24 protein-coding genes are annotated in these 23,956 nt (G+C 68.8%); 8 read left to right on the forward strand and 16 right to left on the reverse strand.

All coding sequences use genetic code 11. The features are described from left to right. Positions 1-99: 99 nt before the first annotated feature. The 8 genes from G1C96_RS05085 to G1C96_RS05115 form a co-directional block, all read right to left on the reverse strand. On the reverse strand, positions 100-1,476 hold the full coding sequence (locus G1C96_RS05085; RefSeq protein WP_169275570.1) for an MFS transporter: 1,377 nt from the start codon (positions 1,474-1,476) through the stop codon (positions 100-102). Positions 1,477-1,535: 59 nt separating this feature from the next. Next, positions 1,536-2,345 (reverse strand): NUDIX hydrolase, encoded by an 810-nt coding sequence (locus G1C96_RS05090; protein WP_169275571.1) that lies wholly within the window; start codon positions 2,343-2,345, stop codon positions 1,536-1,538. 143 nt (positions 2,346-2,488) lie between these two features. After that, positions 2,489-3,136 (reverse strand): SMC-Scp complex subunit ScpB, encoded by a 648-nt coding sequence (scpB, locus tag G1C96_RS05095; protein ID WP_169275572.1) that lies wholly within the window; start codon positions 3,134-3,136, stop codon positions 2,489-2,491. Next, positions 3,133-3,948, reverse strand: a complete 816-nt coding sequence (locus G1C96_RS05100) for a segregation and condensation protein A (RefSeq protein WP_169275573.1) — start codon at positions 3,946-3,948, stop codon at positions 3,133-3,135. The genes scpB and G1C96_RS05100 overlap by 4 nt, the downstream gene beginning before the upstream one ends. A 13-nt stretch (positions 3,949-3,961) precedes the next feature. Beyond that, entirely contained in the window at positions 3,962-4,801 is an 840-nt protein-coding gene (locus G1C96_RS10105) for a ParA family protein (protein ID WP_205832052.1), read from the reverse strand. Between the two features lie 63 nt (positions 4,802-4,864). Continuing rightward, positions 4,865-5,806 carry a site-specific tyrosine recombinase XerD gene (gene xerD / locus G1C96_RS10110; protein ID WP_205832053.1) on the reverse strand — a complete coding sequence of 314 codons (942 nt, stop codon included), beginning with the start codon at positions 5,804-5,806 and terminating at the stop codon, positions 4,865-4,867. A 90-nt stretch (positions 5,807-5,896) separates the two neighbouring features. Then, complete coding sequence (locus G1C96_RS05110; protein WP_169275574.1) at positions 5,897-7,045, reverse strand: glycerate kinase; 1,149 nt, start codon at positions 7,043-7,045, stop codon at positions 5,897-5,899. Between the two features lie 62 nt (positions 7,046-7,107). After that, positions 7,108-8,403: a GntP family permease gene (locus tag G1C96_RS05115; protein ID WP_169275575.1), complete on the reverse strand. Its 1,296-nt coding sequence runs from the start codon at positions 8,401-8,403 to the stop codon at positions 7,108-7,110. A 254-nt stretch (positions 8,404-8,657) separates the two neighbouring features. On the opposite strand from G1C96_RS05115, the gene G1C96_RS10200 reads away from it, so the two are divergent. Then, complete coding sequence (locus G1C96_RS10200; RefSeq protein ID WP_169275576.1) at positions 8,658-9,830, forward strand: CdaR family transcriptional regulator; 1,173 nt, start codon at positions 8,658-8,660, stop codon at positions 9,828-9,830. A gap of 635 nt (positions 9,831-10,465) precedes the next feature. Here the strand turns inward: G1C96_RS10200 and rplT are convergent. The 5 genes from rplT to G1C96_RS05145 all read right to left on the reverse strand — a co-directional run bounded on the left by rplT (position 10,466) and on the right by G1C96_RS05145 (position 14,703). Next, positions 10,466-10,849: a 50S ribosomal protein L20 gene (gene rplT / locus G1C96_RS05125; RefSeq protein WP_169275577.1), complete on the reverse strand. Its 384-nt coding sequence runs from the start codon at positions 10,847-10,849 to the stop codon at positions 10,466-10,468. A gap of 48 nt (positions 10,850-10,897) precedes the next feature. Then, positions 10,898-11,092: a 50S ribosomal protein L35 gene (gene rpmI, locus G1C96_RS05130; protein ID WP_169275578.1), complete on the reverse strand. Its 195-nt coding sequence runs from the start codon at positions 11,090-11,092 to the stop codon at positions 10,898-10,900. Further along, complete coding sequence (gene infC, locus G1C96_RS05135) at positions 11,073-11,822, reverse strand: translation initiation factor IF-3 (protein ID WP_169275579.1); 750 nt, start codon at positions 11,820-11,822, stop codon at positions 11,073-11,075. Before infC ends, rpmI begins: the two co-directional genes overlap by 20 nt. A 268-nt stretch (positions 11,823-12,090) precedes the next feature. Beyond that, the gene (locus tag G1C96_RS05140) at positions 12,091-12,900 is read right to left on the reverse strand and encodes a sulfite exporter TauE/SafE family protein (protein ID WP_169275580.1); all 810 of its coding nucleotides are present in this window, start codon (positions 12,898-12,900) and stop codon (positions 12,091-12,093) included. Between the two features lie 129 nt (positions 12,901-13,029). Then, a complete protein-coding gene (locus tag G1C96_RS05145) occupies positions 13,030-14,703 on the reverse strand; it encodes a spermidine synthase (RefSeq protein WP_240945107.1) in 1,674 nt (557 codons plus the stop codon). A gap of 159 nt (positions 14,704-14,862) precedes the next feature. Here G1C96_RS05145 and G1C96_RS05150 point away from each other — a divergent pair, with 159 nt between their 5' ends. The 3 genes from G1C96_RS05150 (at position 14,863) to ybaK (ending at position 17,746) form a co-directional block, all read left to right on the forward strand. After that, entirely contained in the window at positions 14,863-15,609 is a 747-nt protein-coding gene (locus tag G1C96_RS05150) for a thiamine diphosphokinase (RefSeq protein ID WP_169275581.1), read from the forward strand. Between the two features lie 192 nt (positions 15,610-15,801). After that, positions 15,802-16,860, forward strand: a complete 1,059-nt coding sequence (gap, locus tag G1C96_RS05155; RefSeq protein WP_169275582.1) for a type I glyceraldehyde-3-phosphate dehydrogenase — start codon at positions 15,802-15,804, stop codon at positions 16,858-16,860. A gap of 376 nt (positions 16,861-17,236) precedes the next feature. Further along, on the forward strand, positions 17,237-17,746 hold the full coding sequence (gene ybaK / locus G1C96_RS05160; protein ID WP_169275583.1) for a Cys-tRNA(Pro) deacylase: 510 nt from the start codon (positions 17,237-17,239) through the stop codon (positions 17,744-17,746). Positions 17,747-17,894: 148 nt separating this feature from the next. Here ybaK and G1C96_RS05165 read toward each other — a convergent pair whose 3' ends face one another. After that, entirely contained in the window at positions 17,895-18,902 is a 1,008-nt protein-coding gene (locus G1C96_RS05165; protein ID WP_169275584.1) for a 4-hydroxy-3-methylbut-2-enyl diphosphate reductase, read from the reverse strand. 151 nt (positions 18,903-19,053) lie between these two features. On the opposite strand from G1C96_RS05165, the gene G1C96_RS05170 reads away from it, so the two are divergent. After that, on the forward strand, positions 19,054-20,007 hold the full coding sequence (locus G1C96_RS05170; RefSeq protein WP_169275585.1) for an aldose 1-epimerase family protein: 954 nt from the start codon (positions 19,054-19,056) through the stop codon (positions 20,005-20,007). Between the two features lie 135 nt (positions 20,008-20,142). Continuing rightward, on the forward strand, positions 20,143-20,217 hold the full coding sequence (locus tag G1C96_RS10440; protein ID WP_003817083.1) for a 50S ribosomal protein bL37: 75 nt from the start codon (positions 20,143-20,145) through the stop codon (positions 20,215-20,217). Positions 20,218-20,338: 121 nt separating this feature from the next. Here the strand turns inward: G1C96_RS10440 and G1C96_RS05175 are convergent, their stop codons facing one another. Both G1C96_RS05175 and G1C96_RS05180 read right to left on the reverse strand, forming a co-directional pair. Continuing rightward, a complete protein-coding gene (locus G1C96_RS05175) occupies positions 20,339-20,677 on the reverse strand; it encodes a hypothetical protein (RefSeq protein WP_240945108.1) in 339 nt (112 codons plus the stop codon). After that, positions 20,674-21,414: a sigma-70 family RNA polymerase sigma factor gene (locus G1C96_RS05180; protein WP_169275586.1), complete on the reverse strand. Its 741-nt coding sequence runs from the start codon at positions 21,412-21,414 to the stop codon at positions 20,674-20,676. Before G1C96_RS05180 ends, G1C96_RS05175 begins: the two co-directional genes overlap by 4 nt. Positions 21,415-21,489: 75 nt before the next feature. On the opposite strand from G1C96_RS05180, the gene G1C96_RS05185 reads away from it, so the two are divergent. Next, on the forward strand, positions 21,490-22,239 hold the full coding sequence (locus tag G1C96_RS05185; RefSeq protein ID WP_169275587.1) for an exonuclease domain-containing protein: 750 nt from the start codon (positions 21,490-21,492) through the stop codon (positions 22,237-22,239). 127 nt (positions 22,240-22,366) lie between these two features. Further along, entirely contained in the window at positions 22,367-23,947 is a 1,581-nt protein-coding gene (locus G1C96_RS05190; protein WP_169275588.1) for a UDP-N-acetylmuramoyl-L-alanyl-D-glutamate--2,6-diaminopimelate ligase, read from the forward strand. Positions 23,948-23,956 lie beyond the last annotated feature (9 nt).

Genomic DNA, 23,956 nt, shown 5'->3' on the forward strand with positions numbered 1-23,956 from the left:
ATGTCGGGCGGATGCCTGCAATCTGAAAGCGCGGGACAGGTGTCTGCGGATCGGGATGCGCAGGATGACGGCCACGGAACGACGCGGCCGCCCGCGCGATCAGTCCTCCAGCTCGAGGCCCTTGCGCTCGGGCAGGCACAGCGCGGCGACGCAGGCGAGCACGAACGCCCCGGCGAAGATCACGAACGCCACGGACTTGTTGCCGCCTGCAAGGCCCAGGAACCACGGCATGAGCAGCGGCGCGATGATGGCGGCCACGCGTCCGCACGCGGCGGCGGCACCGGCCGCGGCGCCGCGCAGACGGGTCGGATAGATCTCCGGCGTCACGGCGTACAGCACGCCCCACGCGCCCAGATTGGACGCGGACAGCAGCATGCCGAAGCACAGCACGGCGGCCACGGATCCGGCCTGCGAGAACGCGAACGCGGCCACGGCGGACACGGCGAGGAACACGGAGAGCGTCCAGCGGCGGCCCCAGATCTCCACGAGCCACGCGGCGAGGAAGTAGCCGGGCAGCTGGGCGAGCGAGATGATGAGCGTGTAGCCGAACGACTTGGTGAGCGAGCCGAACTGGTCGGCCAGCAGCGAGGGCATCCACGTGAACGCGCCGTAGTACGAGAAGTTGACGAAGAACCACGTGGCCCAGATGGCCGCGGTGCGCGCGACGTACCGGGAGCCGAACAGCTCGCGGGTCCTGATCCTCGGCAGCGGACGGCCCTTGGGCGACGGCACGGGAGCCACGCCGCCGGCCTCCTCGAAGTAGCGCACGGCGCGCTCGGCCTCGTCCTCGCGTCCCTGCGCCTCGAGGAAGCGCACGGATTCGGGGATGTGGATGCGCGTGACGATCGCGTACAGCAGCGGCAGCGCGCCGATGAGCAGCGCCCAGCGCCAGCCCCAGTCGCCGGTGTTGGGGATGACGAACGTGCCGATGCACGCGGCGATGATCCAGCCGACCGCCCAGAACGATTCGAGCAGCACGGTCATGCGGCCGCGGTGCTTCGTGGGCGAGAACTCGGAGACGAGCGTGGAGGCGACCGGCAGTTCGGCGCCGAGGCCGAGGCCGATCACGAACCGCGCGACGAGCAGCGCGGCGAGCGACCAGGCGAGCGCCATGCCGCCGTTGGCGAGGCCGAAGATGACGAGCGTGGCGGTGAAGACGGTCTTGCGGCCCACGTGGTCGGCCACGTAGCCGCCGAGCGCGGCGCCGATGGCCATGCCGATGAAGCCGATCGACAGCACCCACGACTTCTCGGTGGCGGTGAGGTGGAACAGGGGGTCGGCGGCGATGGCGGCGACGACGAACGAGACGAGGCCGACGTCCATGGCGTCGAACGCCCAACCGATGCCGGAGGCGACGAGGAGCCGGCGGTGGGCCTTGTTGAACGGCAGACGGTCGAGGCGCTCGTTGCGGGTGAGCCTCGCCGGTTGTTCCGATGGCTGCTGCGCGGTCCGCTGCCGCGCGATTGGTGATGACATGGTTTCCTCTCCTGATGTTCCGGTCCTCGCCGCGGCGGGGACATGGGCCGGCCCGTGCGCTACACGGTGGTCAGCGCGGACAGCGCGTCGTCCCCGGCGCCGCCCGTCCCCCGGTCGCCGTCGTGCGCGCGCACGCGGGCGTCGAGCTCGGCGAGCCGCTCCCCCGATATCGCGTAGGCGTGGGCCTCGGCGGACGTCGCGCCGGCCGCGTACCGGTAGAGCGCGGCGGGACGATGACGGCCCTCGCGCAGCGTCTCGCCCGTCGCCTCGATCTCGCCCGAGGCGAGCATCTTGCGGCGGAAGTTCGGCAGGTCGAGCACCGATCCGGTGACCGCCTCGTACACGCCGTGCAGCTGGCGCAGCGTGAACGCGGGGCCGACGAGTCTCGCGGCAATGTCCGGGTATTCGATGCGCGTGCGCAGCCGGCCGAGCGCATAGGCGATGATCTCGCGGTGGTCGAAGGCGAGGTCGAGTCCGGGCAGATCGGTCTCCGGGAACCAGCGCACGTTGTCCGTCTCGACGAAGTCGCCGGCCTCGGCCTCGGGCACGAGCGCCCAGTAGACCACGGAGACCATCGGCAGCCCGCCGCGCGAGCGGTCGGGGCCGCCGAAGGCGTGCAGCTGTTCGAGGTAGCTCGGACGCAGATCGGTGATGGATTCGAGCGCCTCGTACGCCGACTGCGCGAGCGTGCGGTCGGCGCTCACGTCGCCGCCGGGCAGCGCCCAGCTTCCGAGGAACGGCTGGCGGACGCGCCGCACGAGCGGCAGCCACAGGCGGCCGTGCTCGCTGTCGGGGTCGAGCGCCAGCACGACGACCGACACCCCCACCCGCGGCGGCTGCCGCAGGCGTTCGCTGACGTTGAGTCCCATATCCGACGCCTCCGCCTTTCCCGGGGCCTTCAGCGTCCCCGACGTCCGGGCAGAGCCTATCACTAATGGTCAGCATGACTAATAGTCATGCGCGCAGCGCGTGTCACGCAACGCCACGTGACTCCACGCAACGCCACGCGACGTCACGGCAGGCAGCCGGCCTCGTCGGCGACGTCGGCCGCGGACGCGGGCAGGAACGGCGCCAGCGACGGCAGACGGTCCAACGAATCGAGCCCCATGCGCTCCAGGAACAGCGCTGTGGTGACGAGCAGGGCCGCGCGCGAATCCGGGTCGACGCCCTCCTCGCGCACCAGCCCGCGCACGGCGAGCGCGCGGATCACGCCGTCCGAATTGACGCCGCGGATCGCGCCCACCTGCGCGCGCGTCACCGGTTGCCGGTAGGCGATGATCGCCAACGCCTCCAGCGCCGCCTGGCTCAGACGCGCGGTCTGCCCGTCGGTCACGAAGGCCGCAGCCACCGGTTCGAACGCGGCACGGCTGCACAGCTGCCATCCTCTGGCCGTGCACCGCAGCTCGAAGCCGCGACGTTCGTCGTCGTACTCCGCGCGCATCGCCTCCAGTCCGCGCCGCACGCGATCCTCCCCCACACCGAGCACGCGCGCCAGATCCTCCGCCGCCTGCGGCGCATCAGCGACCATGAGCACCGCCTCGAGGCAGGCGCGCAGCCCGCCGAGATACGCGTCGACGCCGCCGGCTCCCGTCCCGTCCGTCGTCGTTCCGCCCGCCGCCGCGCCGTCCGAACCCGCCGCCGTCCGTTCCCGCACGCTCATGAGAAATCCCCCTCGTCGATCGTCCCGGCCACGTCGCCGCCGTCCGCGCCGGACTCCCAGCGCAGATACAGCGGCGCATACGGCCCGTCCTGCCTGAACCGCACCGCGCCCTGCTTGAAGAACGCCAGCAGCGCGAGGAACCGCGCCACCACCTCGATGCGGCCCGCCGCATCCGCGACGAGCTCGTCGAACGCGACGGCACGCCCCTCACGCCCGCGCAGCCGGGCGCGCACGATGGCGGCCTGCGCCCGCAGATCCGCCGGCGGCACGTGCAGCTGATGCACGCTCACCTCGCTCGCCGGCGCGTTGGCGAACGCGCGGGCGGCGATGCGCGCCAGGGAGTCCGCGTCCAGCGTCCAGACGAGCTCCGGCAGCATCGCGCCCACCGTCGCGTCCGCGAAGCCCGGATGCGGGAAACGTCCCGCGTTCGCCTCGATGCGCTCGCGGAAGACGGCCGCCGCCTGTCTGAACGCCCTGTACTGCAGCAGCCGCGCGAACAGCAGATCACGCTCCCTGAGCGCCTCCATGCTTCGTTCGTCGCGGCGTCCCCGCTCGTCGCCGGGCAGCAGCGCCGCGCTCTTCGCCTCCACCAGCACGGACGCCACGTCGAGAAACGCGCTCGCCTCGTCCATGCCGCGCGTCCGGTCGAGCGTCCCCGCGTAGGCGAGGAACTCCCCGGTGACCTGCGCGAGCGACACCTCGGTGAGTTCCAGACGATGGTTGGCGAGCAGGCCGAGCAGCACATCGAACGGGCCCGAGTACGCCTCGAGACTGACCGAGAACCCGCCGCCGGACGCGTCCGCGACGCTCACCGCGAGGCCCCGCTCAGGCCACGATGCCGCGCGAGATCAGCTCGCGGGACACCTCGCGGTACTCCTTGGCGGTCTTGTGCTCGGGCGCGTACATGGTGATCGGCGCCGCCGCCACCGTGGCGTCCGGCAGCTTGATGGAGCGCGTGATGACGCTGTGGAACACCTTGCCCTTGAACGCCTCGTAGATGCGCTGCAGCACCTCCTCGGAGTGCAGCGTGCGCGTGTACATGGTCACGAGCACGCCATACACTTCGAGCCCCGGGTTGATGCGCGCCTGCACCTTGTCGATGGACTGCATGAGCAGCGCCACGCCGCGCAGCGCGAAGAACTCGGCGGCCACGGGGATGATCACGCCGTCCGCGGCGGTCAGCGCGTTGACGGTGAGCAGGCCCAGCGACGGCTGGCAGTCGATGATGATGACGTCGTACTCGTCCTTGAGCGGACGCAGCGTGCCGGCCAGCACCTGCTCGCGCCCCACCTCGGTGACGAGCTGGATCTCCGCGGCGGACAGATCGATGTTCGCCGGGATGATGTCGAGATCGGGGAACCGCGTGTGCTGCACCACGTCGTGCACGTCCATGCGCGGGTTGAACAGCGCCGTGTAGATGGTGTTCTCCACGCTGTTCGCGTTGATGCCCAGTCCCACGGTGGCGGCGCCCTGGGGGTCGAAGTCCACGATGAGCACGCGGCGGCCGTACTGGCTCAGCGCGCCGGCGATGTTGATGGAGCTGGTGGTCTTGCCCACGCCGCCCTTCTGGTTGCACATGGCGATCACACGGGCGGGGCCGTGCTGGCTCAGTGTGTCGGGGGCGGGAAAAGTCTCATAGTCGCGTCCAAGCAGATCCGTAGGCATACCGACCACCATAGCAACATCCGTGCATGTCGAACGGGTGCGACGTGCCGTGCGCCTCCGGCGTCACCGGGCGCGCGGATGGCTGGTCAGATACGTCTCGATGAGCGTTTCGGGGCTGACGTGCGTGTAGATCTGCGTGGTGGTGACGGAGGCGTGTCCGAGCAGCTCCTGCACCGAACGCACGTCGGCGCCGCCCTGGATGAGGTGCGTGGCGAACGAGTGGCGCAGTGTGTGCGGATGCAGCGGACGGTCGATGTGCGCGCGGCGCCCCGCCTCGCGGATGATCTCCCACGCGGACTGCCGCGACAGCCTCCTGCCGCGCTTGTTGAGGAAGATCGCGCGGCGTTCCGGCGTCGCCGCCGTGCTCCGCCGCTCCAGCTCGCCGCGTCCCGCGTCCAGATAGCGCCGCATCGCCGCGCACGCGTACGATCCGACCGGTACGAGCCGCTGCTTGGATCCCTTGCCCATGAGCCGCGCCACGCGCTCGTCGAGGTCGACGTCGTCGAGGTTCGCGCCCACGGCCTCGGACACGCGCGCGCCGGTGGCGTACATGAACTCGAGCAGCGCCTTGTCGCGCAGCACCACCGGATCGTCGGAGCCGTGCATGCCCGCGGCGTCGAGCAGGCGCGTCACCTCGTCCACGGTGAGCACGTCCGGCAGCGTCGACGCCGCCCTGGGAGCCTTGACGGACGCCGCCACGTCCGCGTCCACGGCGCCGTCCGCCGCGGCGAAGCGGTGCAGCTCGTGCACCGCGGCGAGCCGACGCGCCCTGGACCGGGCGGACTCCCCCTCGGCGTCCAGATGCGCCACGTAGTCCTCCACGTCGCGTCGCGTCACGTTGCCGAGCCGCGTCGTGCCGCGGCCGCGGAGCCACGCGGCGTAGCGCGCCAGATCGGAGGCGTAGGCCCGGACGGTCGCCGGCGCGAGCCCGCGTTCCACGTCGATGTGTGCCTCGAAGCGTCCCAGCAGCCCGTCGAGATCGTCCTTCGCGTCGTCCTTCGTCATAGGCGACGATTGTACGCGGACATGCGGCGACGCCCGCCGCGGCGCATGGCCGTGACGGGCGTCGGAGGCGGGCGGATCGCCTGCCGGAGGCTACCGCAGGCCGATCGCGATGAGCCGGGCCGCGTTCTCCGCCGTGCGCGCCAGATTCTCCGGTCCGGCCTCGAGCGCCTGCGCCAGCGGCATGGCGCCCGGCACGATGCCGAACACCGCGTCGATGCCCAGATCGTAGAGCTGGTCGATGCCGTCGCCTACGTAGCCGGCGAGCGCGATGACGCCGGTGCGGGGGCTCAGCGAATGCACGGCGCGCGCCACGCCCATGGGCGTCTTGCCGTACTGGGTCTGGAAGTCGATGCCGCCTTCGCCGGTGAAGCAGTAGTCCGCGCCCGCCGCGCGCTCGGCGAGACGCACCGTGTCGGCCACGATCTCGACGCCGGCGCGCATGGTCGAACGGGTGAAGGCCAGCAGGCCGGCGCCCAGTCCGCCCGCGCCGCCCGCGCCCGGCGCATGCGCCACGTCGATGCCGAGCTGATCCTTGATGACGGCCGCGTAGTGGGTCAGGTTCGCGTCGAGACGCGCCACCATCTCGGGCGTGGCGCCCTTCTGCGGGCCAAAGACCGCGGACGCGCCCGTGGGGCCGACCAGCGGGTTCGTCACGTCGGAGGCGATGAGGATCGTCGTCTCCTCCAGACGCGGGTCCAGACCGGACACGTCCACCGTGGCGAGCGCATCGAGATGGCCGCCGCCGCGCGGAATCGGATTGCCGTCCGCGTCGAGGAAGCGCACGCCGAGCGCTTCGGCCATGCCGGCGCCGCCGTCGTTGGTGGCCGATCCGCCCACGCCCAGGATGATGGTGCGGGCGCCGTCGTCCAGCGCGTGCAGCATGAGCTGGCCGGTGCCGTACGTCGTGGTCTCCAGCGGGTTCTTCGTGGTCTCGTCGACGAACTGGATGCCGCTGGCCGCCGCCATCTCGATCACGGCCGTGCGCTCGCCGGAGCCGCCGAGCAATCCGTAGGCCGTCGTGGTGGTGCGCTGCAGCGGGTCGAGCACCTCGGCTTCGCGCAGCTCGCCGCCGGTGGCGTCCACCAGCGACTGCACGGTGCCTTCGCCGCCGTCGGCCATCGGCACCATCACGTACTCGGCGTCCGGGAACACGCGCGCCACGCCTTCCCGGATCGCCTCCGCGGCGCGCTTGGCGGTCATGCATCCCTTGAACGAATCGGGTGCGATCACGAACTTCATGACTTGCTCCTTTGCCTGCAATGAATCATATTCGTCTGGATGGGAATCAGGGTGGGACCGGATCAGAACACCATGGTCAGCAGCGTGGCCGCGACGGTCATGGTCAGACCCACGATCGACTCGAACGGCACGCTCTTCATGCGCTCGCCCACGGTCATCTTCATGGCCTGCGCGGTGACGTGGAAGTAGTTGCCGTGCGGCAGGTGGTCGATCACCGTCGCGCCGGCCTGCATGGTCACGGCGGCGGCCACCGGCGAGACGCCGAAGTCGAGGATCGACGCGCCGAACGAGCTGGCGCCGAGGATCACGCCCGTGGACGTGGACGCCGTGGCGGCGGCCATGAGGATGCCGGCGAGCGGGGCGAGCAGCGAGCCGGAGACGCCCCACGCCTTGATGAGGCCCACGATCTGGGCCGACAGGTCGGAGTTGGTGATGAGGCCGCCGAGCGCGCCGGCGCCGATGAGGATGAGCACGACGTCGGTCATGCGGCCCAGGCCGGCCTTGGTGAAGGCGAGCAGGTTGCGGCCCTGCCTCATGGCGAGCAGGCCGATCACGGCGGCGAGCGGCAGGATGTACATGGCGTCGATCTGGAAGCTGGCCAGCGCATCGATGTGCAGCAGGCTGCCGAGCGGGTTGATGACGAGCAGCGCCACGGCCACGATGGGCGCGACCAGCGCGCGGCCGATCGGCGGCAGGTCCTTGTCGTCCTCGTCGGTGGCGTCGACCTCGTCGAGGCTCGGCGCGGCGCCGCGCTTGCGCAGCAGCGTGGCGAGCAGCACGGCCATGGCCAGGCCGCACAGCGCGGGCAGGACACTGCCGATCATGACCTGCGAGGGCTGGACGCCGAAGCCGGACGCGGCGGCGATGGTATTCGGGTTCGGCGACATGATGTTGCCGGCCTTGCCGCCGCCGGACAGCGCGACGAGCAGGGCGAGCTTGGAGATGCCGAGACGGTTGCCCACCTCGATGGCGATGGGCGCCACGATGAGCACGGCGACGGGGATGAACACGCCGACCGCGCAGATGATCATCGTCGCGAACGCCATCGAGAAGATCGCGAGGCTCTCGCCGAACTTCGACACGATGGTCTTGGCGATGCGGTTGGCGGCGCCGGACTCCATCATCACGCCCGCAAGCACACCCGCCGCGAGCACGCGCACGATGGTGCCCATGACGCTCTGTCCGCCTGCGACGATGACGTTGACGGTCTGCGTGAGCGACGCGCCGCCGATCAGGCAGCCGACGATCGCGCCGAGCAGCAGCGCGTACGTGGCGTTGAGCTTCCTGAGAATGAGCACGATGGCCAGCGCGAGGCCGACCAGCGCGGCCCACCAGGCGATCGAAACACCGGTAACCATGGGAATCTCCTTTGATCTCGTGATCTCTGCAGTGCTGCATGGCTGCTGTGCCGCATGCAGCGGGATACGCGAATGATGGTCTGCAAACTATGAGGTGATGCTGCATCGCATTGGCATCCGCGTTGATGACCCCCATTATTCCTGCGATTTCAGTCGAATTCCATATGCCGCAGACCGCGTTTCAGTAACGGCTGGCATCCTAGAATTGGTATGCATACCATTTACGACCGCATGCGTCATGCAAGGAGACCGGCGTGGAGATCGATCCGCACATCGCGCAGACCATCGTGGAGAACCTCAAGGGCATCATCCGCCACGACATCAATTTCTTCGACGCGCGCGGACGCATGATCGCCAGCACCGACCGCACGCGCATCGGCACGCTGCACGAGGCGGCGCGGCTCGCCGCCGAACGCAAGCGCATGGTGGCCGTGGACGGCGACGGCCAGTTCGCCGGCGCGCGCAACGGCATCAACGCGCCGGTCATGTTCAACGGCACGGTCGCCGCGGTCATCGGCGTGACCGGACGGCGCAGCGAGGTCGAGCCGTTCGGCATCATGATCACCAAGATGACCGAGATCCTCATCCGCGAGAACGTCGAGCAGCTCACGCGCTTCGACCGCCGACTCATGATGACGAACCTCGTCAGCCTGCTCGTCTCCCCGCAGCGCGACGCGAACCTCATCGACTATCTCGCCGCGTCGCTCGACGTGAACCTGAGCATGCCGCGACGCGCCGTGTTCGGCCGATGCACGGGACGATACGCCGACCACACGCGCCGCGACCTGCTGCTCGACGTGCTCGAATCGACGCTGGCAGACCGTCCGGCTGCGGTGTTCAGCGCGTCGGCGCAGGGATTCTGCGTGCTGCTCGACGCTCAGGGCGGCGCGGATGGCGAGGCCGGCGGCAGCGCGGATGGCAGCACGTCGGCCGCAGACGCGGACATGCAGCTGATCGAGCGGATGCGGCAGCGCATCGAGCGGGCGCTCGGCCGCCCCATCAGCATGGGCGTCGGCTCGACAGCGGAGGCGGCGCGGTACCCGACCAGCTACCGTCAGGCGCAGGTCGCCGTCGATTGGCTGCGGTTCACGGCGCACGCCGGCGTCATCGCATACGACGATCTGGACCTCGGCATGATCCTGCCGGCCATCGACGCCGATGCCGCCGACCGGTTCGTCGCCCGCATCTTCGCCGATCTTCCCCCGGAGCGCATCGACGCGTTCCGCGCCGCGTTCGACGCCTACACCGCACGCAACGGCAGCGTCACCCGTGCCGCGCAGGACCTGTTCATCCACAAGAACACGCTGCAGAACCATCTCAACGATCTCGCCGCGCGCACCGGCTACAATCCGCGCCGCCTCGACGACCACACGACGCTCGCCCTCGCGTTCCTGCTGCGCGACTACCGTGCCTTCCGCGCCGGCTGACTGCCGCGCCGATCACACTCGCCCATCAGTCCGGTTTCGTACGCGCCCATACAAAACCGGACGCACAGCACGCCCCAGCGGCCGCTTTCGTACGACCCCACACAAAACCGGACGCAACGGCCGCCTAAGCGTCCGCCTTCGCATCCATCCATACGAAAACGGACGTACAGCACGTCCCAGCGGCCGTTTTCGTATCCACCCATACAAAACCGGACGCAACGACCATCCCCAGCGTCCACTTTCGTACCTGCCCGTACAAAAACGGACGCGACGACTATTCCAGCGGCCGTGCACAACTGACGGCTGTTCATTGGTCAGTTCCTGCGTTGCAGATTGAGCAGATTGCGTCCCGTGCAACACAGACTGAGCAGATCGAGTTCAGGGAAGGCTCGGCAAGGTTCCTTCGGAACTGGATCCGCTCAATCTGCGACGGCTCACCTGAAGACTGAGCAAATCAAGTCCCGTGCAACACAGACTGAGCAAATCGAGTCCCTCGCGCCTTCACTGGAGGCATGGCGGAAGGAAGTCGCACAGATACGCGAGAACCCCGCACGATGGCGGGGTTCTCGGCGAAATCAGCTGATCGGCTCACCCAAACGAATGGACGAAACCGACCTGCCCGACGAATCAGCGACTCAGGCCTCGACCGGGGCGTTGACGTCCTCGGGCAGAGCGGCCTTGGCGGCCTCGACGATGGTCTTGAAGGTCTCGGGATCGGAGACGGCCAGCTCGGCGAGAGCGCGGCGGTCCAGCTCGATGCCGGCGAGACGCAGGCCCTGGATGAAGCGGTTGTAGGTGATGCCCTCAGCGCGGACCGCGGCGTTGATGCGCTGGATCCACAGCTTGCGGAAGTCGCCCTTGCGAGCCTTGCGGTCGCGGAAGTTGTAGTTGAAGGAGTGAAGCAGCTGCTCCTTGGCCTTGCGGTACAGGCGGGAACGCTGACCGCGGTAACCGGACGCGCGCTCCAGGACGACGCGACGCTTCTTGTGGGCATTCACTGCGCGCTTGACACGTGCCATAATCTATTCCTCAGCTTTCTGAAATGTCTATCTATTGCGAGCAGTGGCTCACTTGTTGAGCATCTTCTTGATGTTCTTCATCTGGGCCGGGGCCAGCACCTGGTCGGCGGACAGAGCGCGGCGCTTGCGGGCCGACTTGTGCTCGAGGTTGTGGCGCATGGCGCTGCCGACCTGCATCAGCTTGCCCGTGCCAGTGACGCGGACGCGCTTGGAAGCGGCGGAATTACTCTTCATCTTCGGCATTGCTGCCCTCCTTGGTTGTGTTCTTCTGTGCGGAAGTCTTGGTGACGGACGCCTTCGCATCGGCCGCGGCCTGCGCCTGGGCCTCCTGCTTGGCCGCCAAGCGCGCGGCCTGACGGGCCTGACGCTCGGCGCGGGACTGATCGCCGCGACGACGCTGCTCGGACTGGGTGTGCACCTTCTTGCCCTTGGGCGCAAGCGTCATGATGATGTTGCGGCCCTCCTGCTTGGGGGCGGACTCCACGGAGCCGTACTCCTCCACCTCGGAGGCGAGGCGCTGCAGGAGCTCCACGCCGCCGATCGGGCGGGACTGCTCGCGGCCACGCAGCATGATGGTGACCTTGACCTTGTCGCCGCCGTTGAGGAAGCGCACCACATGGCCCTTCTTCACATCGAAGTCATGCTCGTCGATCTTCAGGCGGAAGCGGATCTCCTTGATCTCCGCCGTGCTCTGGTTGCGGCGAGCCTCGCGAGCCTTGATCTTCTCGTTGTACTTGAACTTGCCGTAGTCGATGAGCTTGGCGACCGGGGGCTTCGCGTTCGGCGCCACCTCGACCAGGTCAAGGTTCGCCTCCTTGGCCAGATTCAGCGCGACCGAGGTTGCGATGACTCCCACCTGCTCGCCGTTCGGGCCGATCAGGCGTACCTGGGAGACACGAATCTCGTCGTTGATGCGTGGTTCGTCGCTGATGATGACTCCATTCCTCGATGCCTTCGTCGCTTCAATCCCCATCCGTGCGATTCGAGGCACGCCGAAGAAGACACCCGAGGGCGTCACGCTTCACGGGGCCGGTCGGACGCAGACGATGTGCGCCGCCGCCCGTCATGCGCACGCGCGATGCGCGTGGCCAGGCCGTTGCCTTGAACCCGAAGCCATGAGAGGCCTCCAGGTGGGAAAATCCGCTTTCTTGATTTCTCAAGCCGAATGGACACTTTACCATATCGCCGCCCCTCGGGCGTGTCGCGGCATGGCCCGGTCGCCATCAGCCGTCGCAGAGGACTCAGCCGTAGTAGCGCACGCCCAGATACGCGGCCAGCGCGAGTCCCGCCGCGCAGGCGAACGCGCGCATCAGTCCCTCCGGCACGCGTCTGACCGCCGCCGGCGCGATGCGGCTGCCGATCGTGGATCCGATGAACAGGGCGATCATGGCCGGCCAGTGGATCACCCCGGTGGCGATGAACACCACGGTGGCGGAGATGTTGCCGAACCCGCAGCCGATGGTCTTGAGCGCGTTGATCTGCGCGTACGGGCCCACGCGGCCCACGCTGAGCACCGCGAGCGTGGCCGTGCCGGATCCCGCGCCGAAGTATCCCGAGTACACGGACAGCAGCGCCATGGCGGCGATCATGAGCGGGCTGCGTCCCGGATCGCGCCGCCCTTCCGCGGAGACCTCTCCGCGCGCCTCGGCGTCCTCGGCATCCCCGTCCGTCTCCGGCGCCGCGGCGCCCTTCCTCGGACGGATCAGGATGAGCAGCGCGCTGACCGCGATGAACGGCGGCACGGAGTATTCGAAGTACCGCGCCGGCAGCGCGAGCAGCAGGAACGCGCCGACCACGCCGCCCACGAGTCCCAGACACGCGTAGATGACCGCCAGGCTCCGGCGCGCCCTGAGCTCCGGACGCGCGCCCAGGCATCCGCCGATGGTGATGCCCACGTTGCCCGCGGTGTTGGTGGCCGAGCTCATCACCGGCGGCACGCCCACCGCCAGCGTGGCGGGGAACGACACCAGCGAGGCCAGTCCCACGCTGTAGCCCACGAATCCGGCGGCGACGCCGGCCGCGACGAGGAAGACGAACTGCCATATGCCCATGCCCACCACCGTAGCGCGAGCCGCTTCGCGCGCGGCCGCGCATGCCAGCGGTTGCGCGGCGCGTCGCGGACACACCCCGGACACGTCCCGGACGCGCCCTCCCCCGGAACCGCCCCGGGACCGCCGCGTCTAGCGCACGGCCTTCATGAGCCCGCCGATGCCCTGCGTGCGCAGGATCTCGCGGTACGGACCGGCCTGCTCGGCGATCAGCGCGTCGATGGCCCGCATGCCCAGCACCTCCACCGGCGCCTTGTCGTCGGTGAGCACCGTGGCGCCGTCGCCCGGATCGGCCACCTCCCGCATGCGCGAGGCCACCTGGTCCATGTACCACTTGAGCTCGTCGTCGTGCGTGCGCATGTACGTGGTGGAGCGCAGCGGGATCGCCTTCGCGTCGCGCCGGATGTCGCTGGCGCCCTTGGTGGAGCGGCCCTCGCCCACGGTCTTGGCGAACAGCTCGCGGTTCGTGGCGCCCGGCACGTCGGCGGTGAGCATGTTGCGCGAGCCGAACACGGAGGCGATGGTGTCCGTGAGCGCCTCGTTGATGGAGCCCGCGCCGTCGGAGATCATGTTCATGTTGACCACCATCACGCCGCCCGGATTGAGGTGCGCGCGCACCATGCGGAAGAACTCGGCCGAGCTCATCTGGAACGGGATCGTGATGTCCTGGTACGCGTCGACCATGATCACGTCGTACGTGTCCTTCGAGGCGGCGAGCCAGGCGCGCCCGTCGTACGTGGTCACGGGGATGTCCGCGGGCTCGTCGAAGTACCGCCCCGCCAGATCGGTGATCCTCTCGTCGATCTCCACGCCGGTGATCGCCATGTCCGGGTAGTAGCGCCTGAGCTGCCGGGCGTACGTGCCGGTGCCCATGCCGAGGATCAGCGCCGAGTCGGCATGGTCGGCGAGCGCAGGCGCGGCGAGCGCGGTGTCGTAGTACATGCCGGTCAGGCCCCGGTCCTTCATCGTGACGGACTGGACGCCGAAGAGCACGTTGGTGGACAGGATCGTGCGGTCGGAAAGGTTCCTCACCTGCAGGTAGTTGTAGATCGATTCGCCCTCGTAGGCGAGGTTCGTCTCCCAGAACGCGAAGCCGCTCATCGGCGAGGCGACGGCGGAGACGACGAACGCGGCCGCGGCGACGGCCGACGCGACGAGCTTCGTGCGCGCAGCGACGAAGTAGACGATCGGGATGGCCATGAGCGCGCCGGAGAAGATCAGGAACGTCACGAACGTGCCGACGGCGGGGATCGTGACGAACGTGGGCAGGAAGGTGCCGAGGATCGACCCCACGGTGTTGCAGGCGGACAGGCGTCCCACCACGCTCGCGTTGTTCTCCAGCGAGTCGGTGGCGAACTTGTTGAGTCCCGGCGTCACGGTGCCGAGCAGGAACAGCGGCGGCACGAAGATGAGCATGCACGACGCAAACGCGGCGACGACGAGGAAGTTCGTGGACACGGTGACGATGAGGGCGCCCGAGATGAGGATGACGAGGTACTTGCCCACGAGCGGGATGAGCGCGATCCACGCGGCGGCCGCGAGGATGCGGCGGTAGAGGCGGTCCGGGTCGGGGTTCCGGTCGGCCCAGCGCCCGCCGAACACGGCGCCGAGGGCGAGCGCGATCATGATGGTGCCGATGATGATGGTCCACACGATCTGCGAGCTGGAGAAGTACGGGGCGAGCAGGCGCGAGGCGCCCAGCTCGGCGGCCATCACGGCCATGCCGGAGAAGAACTCGGTGACGTAGAGGAACACCTTCGAGTTGAGGATGGGACGATCCTTCGTCCGTTCCGCCGCCTTCGCCATGCCGACCTTCTCTCCTCCGCGCTGCCGATCGCGGCCGAGGCGCGGGACCCGGCCGCATACCCGCAGAGCCTATCAGTTCGAGCGGCTCGAAGTCGATCGTTTCCGCCCGGGACGAAGGCGGCGGGCGCGGGAACGCGGGGACTGCGTACAGTGGGACGCATGACGAACGAAACCTGCGTGATCTTCGGGGCCGGCGAATACTACCCCGGCCCGTTCGACGCCCCGGTCGTGCCGGAGGGGGCGCTGGTGATCGCCGCGGACGGCGGCCTCGACCACGCCCGCGCGCTCGGCGTGGCGCCGGATCTGGTGATCGGCGACTTCGACTCGCTCGAGGGGTCGCGTCCCGCCGCCGGCGAGCGCACGATCGCGCTGCCGCCGCAGAAGGACGATCCGGACATGCTCTCCGCGCTGAAGATCGGCTGGCTGCACGGGCGGCGCACCTTCCACGTCTACGGCGGCCTCGGCGGTCGGCTGGACCACACGCTCGCGAACGTGCAGCTCATGGCGCTGCTGGCCTCGCGGGGCGGCATCGGGTTCCTGCACGGCGACGGCATGGTGGTCACCGCCATCGCCGACGGCGAGCTCGCGTTCCCGGCGAACGACGTGGCGCCCGGGCGCATGGTCTCGGTGTTCTCGCATTCGGACGCGTCCCACGATGTGAGCGAGCCCGGTCTCAAATACCAGCTCGAGCACGGGGAGCTGACCAACACCGTGGTCCAGGGCGTGAGCAACGAGTTCCTGCCCGGCGTCCCCTCGGCGATCAGCGTGCGCCGCGGCACGCTGATCGTCACGTTCCCGGCCGAGGCGCCGGCGCCGAAGGTGACGCGATACCACGGGTTCGAGGGCGATCTGGGTCCGCTCGACACGGAGATCTCCTCGATCCTCTCGCCGGCGGCCCGGGCGTGACAGACCGTCCGGCAGGCCGCGGCGCCGCACGCCGGACGGCCGAGTGAACGCTCACACACGGTGCGTTGAACGGCGCGCGAAACATGACGGACAACGTTGCCGTAAGTACAGGCGGCGCATTAGAGTAAGGACCGTTGGTAAACAATGGCCCGGTGCCAATGCGCGCCACGGCCACCCTCAAGGGAGAATTACATGACAGTTAAGATTGGTATCAACGGCTTCGGTCGCATTGGTCGTCTCGCCTTCCGCCGCATCTTCGAGCTCCAGGCTCGCGGCGGCCAGGCTGGTGACATCGAGGTTGCCGCCATCAACGATCTGACCACCCCCTCCATGCTTGCCTACCTGCTGAAGTACGACAGCACCCACGGCACCTTCCGCCACGACGACGGCACCCCGGTCGAGGTCACCGCCACCGACGACGCCATCGTGGTCGACGGCAAGGAATACAAGGTCTACGCCGAGAAGGACGCCAACAACATCCCGTGGGTCAAGAACGACGGCGTCGAGTACGTGCTCGAGTGCACCGGCTTCTACACCTCCGCCGAGAAGTCCCAGGCCCACATCAACGCCGGCGCCAAGAAGGTCCTCATCTCCGCCCCGGCCAAGGACGACACCACTCCGACCGTCGTGTTCGGCGTGAACCAGGAGATCCTCAAGCCGACCGACGTGATCGTGTCCGCCGGCTCCTGCACCACCAACTCCATGGCCGCCATGGTCAAGCTGCTGAACGACAAGTTCGGCATCAAGGCCGGCTTCATGACCACCATCCACGCCTACACCGGCACCCAGATGATCCTGGACGGCCCGCGCTTCCCGAAGGCCCGCAACAACCGCGCCGCCGCGATCAACACCATCGCGCACTCCACCGGCGCCGCCAAGGCCATCGGCAAGGTCGTCCCGGAGGTCAACGGCAAGCTGCAGGGCCACGCCCAGCGCATCCAGGTCCCGGACGGCTCCGTGACCGAGCTGACCACCGTGCTCGAGAAGAACACCACCAAGGAAGAGATCAACGAGGCCTTCAAGGAGGCCTTCTCCAACACGGAGTACTACGGCTACAACGCCGACGAGATCGTCTCCTCCGACATCATCGGCGACACCCACGGCGGCGTCTTCGATCCGACCCAGACCGACGTCAACACCGTTGACGGCGTGACCATGGCCCGCACGGTCTCCTTCTACGACAACGAGTACGGCTTCACCTGCAACATGATCCGTACCCTGCTGTACTTCGCCGAGATCTCCGAGGACTGAGCTCCCCGCAGCTGACGGCTGAGTAACGGCTACGGCTTCGTAGCGTCAGGCGCCCCGATCGGTTCGTCCGGTCGGGGCGCCTGTGTATTCGCGTCCGATTCCGTGCCGACGCGCACAACATCGGACGCGAAGAGAGTCCTAGCGTCCGATTTCGTATCGACCCGCACAACAACGGACGCTCACAGACCACCACCGTCCGAATTCGTACCAGACCGCACAATAGCGGACGTTGACAGAGCCCTAGCGGCTGATTTCGTATCGACCCGCACAACAACGGACGCTCACAGACCACCACCGTCCGAATTCGTACCAGCCCGCACAACAACGGACGCCAACAGAACGTCACCGGCCCACGGGTCGCGGTAGAACGGTGCGTATGAGCAAGAAATCGAAGAACGCGAAGGGCAAGGGGTCCACTCCTGCCACGCTTCAGCTGGAGCAGGCGGGCGTGCCGTTCGAGACGTACGAGTACGAGCATTCCAACGACCACATGGACGACGGCTACGGCGTGGAGGCCGCCACGAAACTCGGCTTCGACGAGCATCAGGTGTTCAAGACGCTGATGGCGGACACGGGCTCCGAACGCGTGGTGGGCGTGGTGCCGGTGAGCGGGCACATGGATCTCAAGGCGCTGGCGGCGGCCGTGGGCGCGAAGAAGGCCACGATGGCGGATCCGAAGGTGGCGATGCGCGAATCCGGCTACGTCGTCGGCGGCATCTCCCCCCTGGGCCAGAAGGTGCATCACAGGACGGTGCTCGACGAGAGCGCCCTCCAGTTCGACCGGATTCTGCTGTCCGGCGGCAAGCGCGGATTCTCGGTGGGCGTGGATCCGCATGATCTGCTCACCGTGCTGGACGCCGTGGCCGCGCCGATCGGCACGTGGTGACGTCTGCTCTGCACCCGATCGGCCGAACCGTCCGTAGGTGAGGTGAGCGGCCCTATGGCCGCGAAGGCTGCCACGCCGAGCGCAGCTCGGCCAGCCGAACCGTCAAGCGAACGGTCCAGTGGACCGTTCGTAGGTGAGGTGAGCGGCCTCACGGCCGCGAAGGCTGCCGTGCTGAGCGCAGCTCGGCCGGCAGCACGAAATGCATGTTCTCCCTGATGGTCTCCACCGTGCTCATGCCGGTGTAGCCCATGCCCTGCAGCGCGTCGATGACGCCGGAGACCAGTTCGTCCGGCACGGACGCGCCCGAGGAGACGCCCACGGCGGTCACGCCGTCGAACCACGCGGGATCGAGATCGCCGGCGTCGTCCACGCGGTGCGCCGTGCCGCGCGCGCCGAGCCCTTCCTGCGCCACTTCGACGAGCCTCACCGAGTTGGACGAGTTCGCCGATCCCACGATGACCACGCAGTCGGACCGCTCCGCGACGAGCTTGACCGCGGCCTGCCGGTTGGACGTGGCGTAGCAGATGTCGGAGTTGGGCGGCATGGCGATCCACGGGAACCGGGCCTTCAGCGCGGCGATGGTGCCGGCGGTCTCGTCGACGCTGAGCGTGGTCTGGGTGAGCAGCACGAGCTTGGTGTCCGGCGCAAAGTCCAGTCCGTCCACGTCGGCGGCGTGCTCGATGAGGTGCACGTGCTCGGGGCTCTCCCCCACCACGCCCACGGCCTCGTCGTGGCCCCGGTGCCCGATGTAGATGATCTCGTAGCCTTCGCGCACGAAGCGCAGCACCTCGCGGTGCACCTTGCTCACCAGCGGACAGGTGGCATCCACCACGTGCATGCCGCGCGCCGCCGCCTCCGCCTTGACCGCCGGGGACACGCCATGCGCCGAGAATACGACGGGAATGCCGGCCGCCACGGCCTCGTCCGGCACCTCGGCGAGCTCCTCCACGAAGACCGCGCCCTGCGCGGCCAGATCCTCGACGACGTGCCGGTTGTGCACGATCTGCCGGCGCACGTACACGGGAGGGAGCCCCGCGGGGCGTCCCGCGCGGCCCGCGGCCCGGAGAATCGTCTGCACGGTGAGGATCGCCCGGTCCACGCCGGCGCAGAATCCGCGCGGATCCGCCAATACGATGCGTCTGCCGTCCGTGACCATGCCGTTCGTCCTCCCCGTGGTCGTCCTCGTCGTTTCCGACTCCCCAGTATGCCATGCGTGCCTCCCCGCCCGTCGGGCGCGCCGGGAGGCGTATCGAGACCGAACGCTACAGTGGGAGCGGTAACATCCCCTGTCACAACGGAAGTGTCATATGGTTACGAAGAACATCCCGCCGCGCACCGGCCAGCAGTACTCCATCGCGTTCGGCGACTACAAGGCCGTCGTCACCGAGCTGGGCGCCACGCTGCGCAAGCTCACCTACAAGGGCAAGGACGTCATCGTGCCGCTCGGTCCCGACGATCCGGTGACCTGCTGCCACGGCCAGATCCTCGTCCCGTTCCCCAACCGCATCAAGGGCGGCGAGTACACGTTCGAGGGCAGGACCTACACGCTGCCGATCGACGAGCACGAGCGCAACAACGCCATCCACGGCTACGGCTACCGCAGCTTCTGGACGCTCGAGGAGCTCACGGAGACCTCGGTCACGCAGTCCTGGCGCGTGCCCTACCTGCTGGGCTACCCGTTCGACGTGATCGTCACCGCGAAGCGCGAGCTGACCGCCGACGGCCTGGAGATGACGATCAGCGCCACCAACAACGGCGACTCGGACGCGCCGTGGGCGCTGGCGATCCATCCGTGGCTGGCCAACGGCTTCGGCGGGTACGGCGACGAGATCGACGGCCACAACGCGCAATGCCGCCTGACCATCCCGGCGGACACGCACGTGACCATCGACGAGAACCTCATCCCCACCGGCACCGAGCCCGTGGACGGCACCAAGTATGACCTGCGCAACGGCGAGCTGCTCGTCAACCAGCCGTTCGACGACGCGTGGACCGACGTGCACCACGACGAGAACGGCAGGGTCACCGCCACGTTCGTGCGTCCGGACGGCCTGACCGTGCACGTGGGCGGCGACGAGACCGTGACGTCGTTCCAGGTGTGCACCGGCACCGGCTTCCCGGCCTACAAGCATCCGGCCGGCACCGCCGTGGAGCCGCAGACCGCCTACGCGAACGCGTTCAACACCGGCAACCAGCTCATCGTCATCAAGCCCGGCGAAACCAGCGTCACCAGGCTGTTCATCGACGCCGAGCAGGCCTGAGCGACGGCCTCCGCAGCCGCATGGTCCGGGCGCGGTCCATGCCCGGACCGCGCCCGGACCGCACGTGAGTTGCGCCGGTCCGCGGGCTGTGGCATAATTCCGTAGGTTTCATACTTTAACCAAAAGGAGTCCATCATGGGCATGCGCGGACGCAAGCGCAAGGATCGTCGCAAGAAGGCCGCCAACCACGGCAAGAGGCCGAACGCCTGATCCCGTAGCGCAACAGCTACTCGAAAGCCCCCGCGAACCGTCATGGTTCGCGGGGGCTTTTCCTATGCCGCGCGGGACGCCTTGCGGGATGCCCGCGGAACGTCCACGCGTCATTCGTCGTTCATTCCCCGCAGCAGCGGTCCAGCACGGCGTTGAGACGGGCCATCAGGCATTCGGGCGCCTGCTCGGGACGCAGGTACGCGCGGATCGCGGCGATCATCGCCTTCTCGCGTTCGTCGCAGCTCGATTCCACGTCGAAGCAGTCGCAGCCGCAGCCCTCGCCGCAGCCGTGTCCCTCGTGCCGCGCTTCCGTGCGGGGCGCAGGCGCCGATTCCCCGCGCACCTCGGTGATGCTCACCTGCGTGGTCGTCGAGCCGTCGCCGCTGACGGACACGGACCGCGTGACGGACAGACGGGTGCGGCAACAGCCCGCCCCCGCGGACGACTCCTCACCATTCATGACCGCTCCTTTCCCTTGACGGACTCCCGGGGCGGCACCGTTCCGCCGCTGCCGCCGTGCGCCGTCGCACGCGCCGCATGCGCCGACGCTCCGCCCTCGTCGCCTTCATTATGACGCGGATGCGCGGCGTCGCCCGTGGTTATGCCCTTGGACGAACGCCTTGCCGGCCTCGCCCCGGCCGTGTACCCGCGGGCCGCCGCATAGCCGGCGAGCTCCTGCTTGAGCTGGGTGCGCGCGCGGTTGAGCCGGCTCATCACCGTGCCGATCTTCACGCCCTGCTCGTCGGCCACCTGCTGGTAGGACTTGCCGTCGATGGCGGCGTCGATGAACACCTGCCGGCGTTCGGGGCTGAGCCTGTTGAGCGCGGCGAGGATCTCCTCGGGCGCGTAGGCGTCCAGATACTCCTGCTCGGCCGACTTGAGCCCCTCCCCCGAGTGCTCGGCCGCGTCGTAGATGTCCCAGTCGTCGTATTCGCCGGTCTCGTCGTTGGCGCACTGCGGACGCCGCTTGGCCCGGGCGTACTGGTTGAAGTAGGCGTTGCGCTCGATCGTGGTCATCCACGCCTCGAAGTTGCTGCCCTCCTTGAACGTGTCGAAGGCCTTGAAGGCGCGCTCGAAGGTGTCCTGCACCAGATCCTGGGCGTCGTCGGCGTTGTTGGTCAGTCGCATGGCCTGACGGTAGAGCGCGTCGACCGCGGGCATGGCGAGGGCCTCGAACCGGCGTCGCCTGCTTTCCATGCTTTCAGTCACAGCTCGTATTCTAGCGACCGGAGACGGGACCCGTATCCGGCCGGATGGCTATGGTGGTCCGTTATGAGCAATGAGCTGTTGGAAGCGATCGAGTCCGCGCCCGTGCAGGACGGCGGCACCACGCTGGCCGATTCCCTGCTGCTGGGGTTCGACACGGAGACCACGGGCATCGCCGCGGGACGCGACGCGATCGTCTCCGCGTCGCTGGTGCTGCGCGATCCGGCGACGGGCCATGCGGGCGACGTGGTGGCCACGTGGATCGTCAACCCGCACCGTCCGATGAACCCGCGCGCCAGCGCCGTCAACGGGTTCACCGACGAGTACCTCGCCGAGCACGGCATGGAGCCGGTGCTGGCCATCGAGGAGATCGGCGCCGCCATCGCCGCCGCGCAGCGCCGCCGCATCCCGCTGCTCGCGTACAACGCGCCGTTCGACGTGCGCATGCTCGCCGGCGACCTCAGCCGCTGGAAGCTGGCGCCGCTGGACGAGCGTCTGGACGGCGGCGAGCTGCTGGTGGTGGACCCGCTGGTGATCGACCGCAGGGTGTCGCGCCGCAGCGGCAGGAGGACCCTGACGGACACCACGTTCTACTACGGCGTGGAGCCGCACGGCGACTTCCACGACGCCACGGCCGACACCATCGCCTCGATCGACCTCATCGCCCCCATGGCCGCGCTCTACCCGCAGGTGGGCCGCGTGACGCTCGACGGTCTCATGGCGTGGCAGCGCGGCGCCTACGACGAGTGGAGGGAGTCGTTCAACCGCTGGGCGTCCGATCGCGGACGCCGCCCGGTGCGCGAGCGATGGCTGTAGGCCGAAGGCCCCGCGCGGGAGCCGCACGGACGGTTCGCGCACCGGGCGACGGGCCGGGCGCGGCACACTACAATGGGCACGGAACGCGAACGGGTGGAACGAACGAACGGGAAGGAACCGTACGGACATGGCTGTGACTCTGGCTGACGCCGCCGAACTGCTGAGGGAGCATCATCTGCTGCGCGAGATCATCGCCGGCGACCTGTGGACGCTGGACGCGCGCAGGCTCGGCGAGCGCGCCGACCAGCCGTTCGCCGCCGTCACGTACGACACGCGCGCCATCGAGCCCGGCACGCTGCTGTTCTGCAAGGGCAGCTTCAGGGCCTCCTACCTGTCCGGCGCGGACGAGCGCGGTCTCGCCGCCTACGTGGCCGAGACGCCGTACGACGACGTCACCGCGGCGCCGGGCCTGATCGTCAACGACGTGCGCCGCGCGATGAGCCTGCTCGCCGCCGCGTTCTACGGCAACCCGCAGGAGCGGCTCACGCTGATCGGCATCACCGGCACCAAGGGCAAGACCACCACCGCGTACTTCACGCAGGCGATCCTCAACGCGTACTCCGGCGGCAAAGCGGCGCTGTTCTCCTCGGTGTGCAACTGCCTGGACGGCCGCACGTACGAGCCGAGCGACCTGACCACGCCGGAGTCGCTCGACGCGCTGCGCATGATGCACGAGGCCGTGGGCAACGGCATGCGCTACCTCGTCATGGAGGTCTCCTCGCAGGCGTACAAGGTGGAGCGCGTGTACGGGCTCACGTTCGACGTGGGCGCGTTCCTCAACATCTCCCCCGACCACATCAGCCCGATCGAGCATCCCACGTTCGAGGACTACTTCCACTGCAAGCGCCAGCTCGTGCACCACAGCCGCGCGCTCGTGCTCGACGCCGACTGCGCGCACGCCGACCTGATCCGCGAGGTCGCCGCCGCGGACGGCGTGCCGGTGACCACGTTCGCGCTGCACGACGCCGCGGGGACGGGCGACGCCGAGACCCCCGCGGACGTGACGGCGGCCCCCGCCGGACCGAACGGCGAGGCCGATCCGTTCGTCGTCTCGCACGACGGCGGCACGACGCCGTTCGCACGCATCCATCTGGCCATGCAGGGCGAGTTCAACTACGCGAACGCCGCAGCCGCCGCGACGCTGGCGCATCTGGCCGGCGTGCCGTGGGACGACGCGGCCATGACTGCCGTGGACGCCGTGACGATCCCCGGGCGCATGGAGCGTGTCGTCTCGTCGGACGGCATCGTGGCGTACGTGGACTTCGCGCACAACTACCTGAGCGTCACCGCCCTGCTCGACGAGATGCGCCGCCTGTACGCCGACCGGAACCCGCGCATCACGCTGGTGGCGGGCTCGACCGGTGGCAAGGCGCTGGACCGCCGCGAGGGCATCGCCACGGCGGCGGACGGGCGCGTGGACCGCGCGATCTTCACCACCGACGACCCGGACCGCGAGGATCCGCGCGCCATCGCCGAGCAGATGGCGTCGTACGTGCACGATCCGCGCACCCACGTGGACGTCATCGTGCCGCGCGACGAGGCCGTGGAGGCCGCGGTGACGGGCGCACGCGAGCACGCCGACCGCTTCAACGTCATCCTGCTCATCGGCAAAGGCAACGAGACGCGCAACAAGATCGACGGCAGACCCGTGCACTACGATGGCGACCGGACCGTCGTGGAGCGCGCGTTCGCCGGCGCGCGCGGCTGAACCGGGCCG

This window comes from Bifidobacterium moraviense, from assembly GCF_012932365.1.
In the GTDB taxonomy this organism is placed as follows: Bacteria; Actinomycetota; Actinomycetes; order Actinomycetales; family Bifidobacteriaceae; genus Bifidobacterium; species Bifidobacterium moraviense.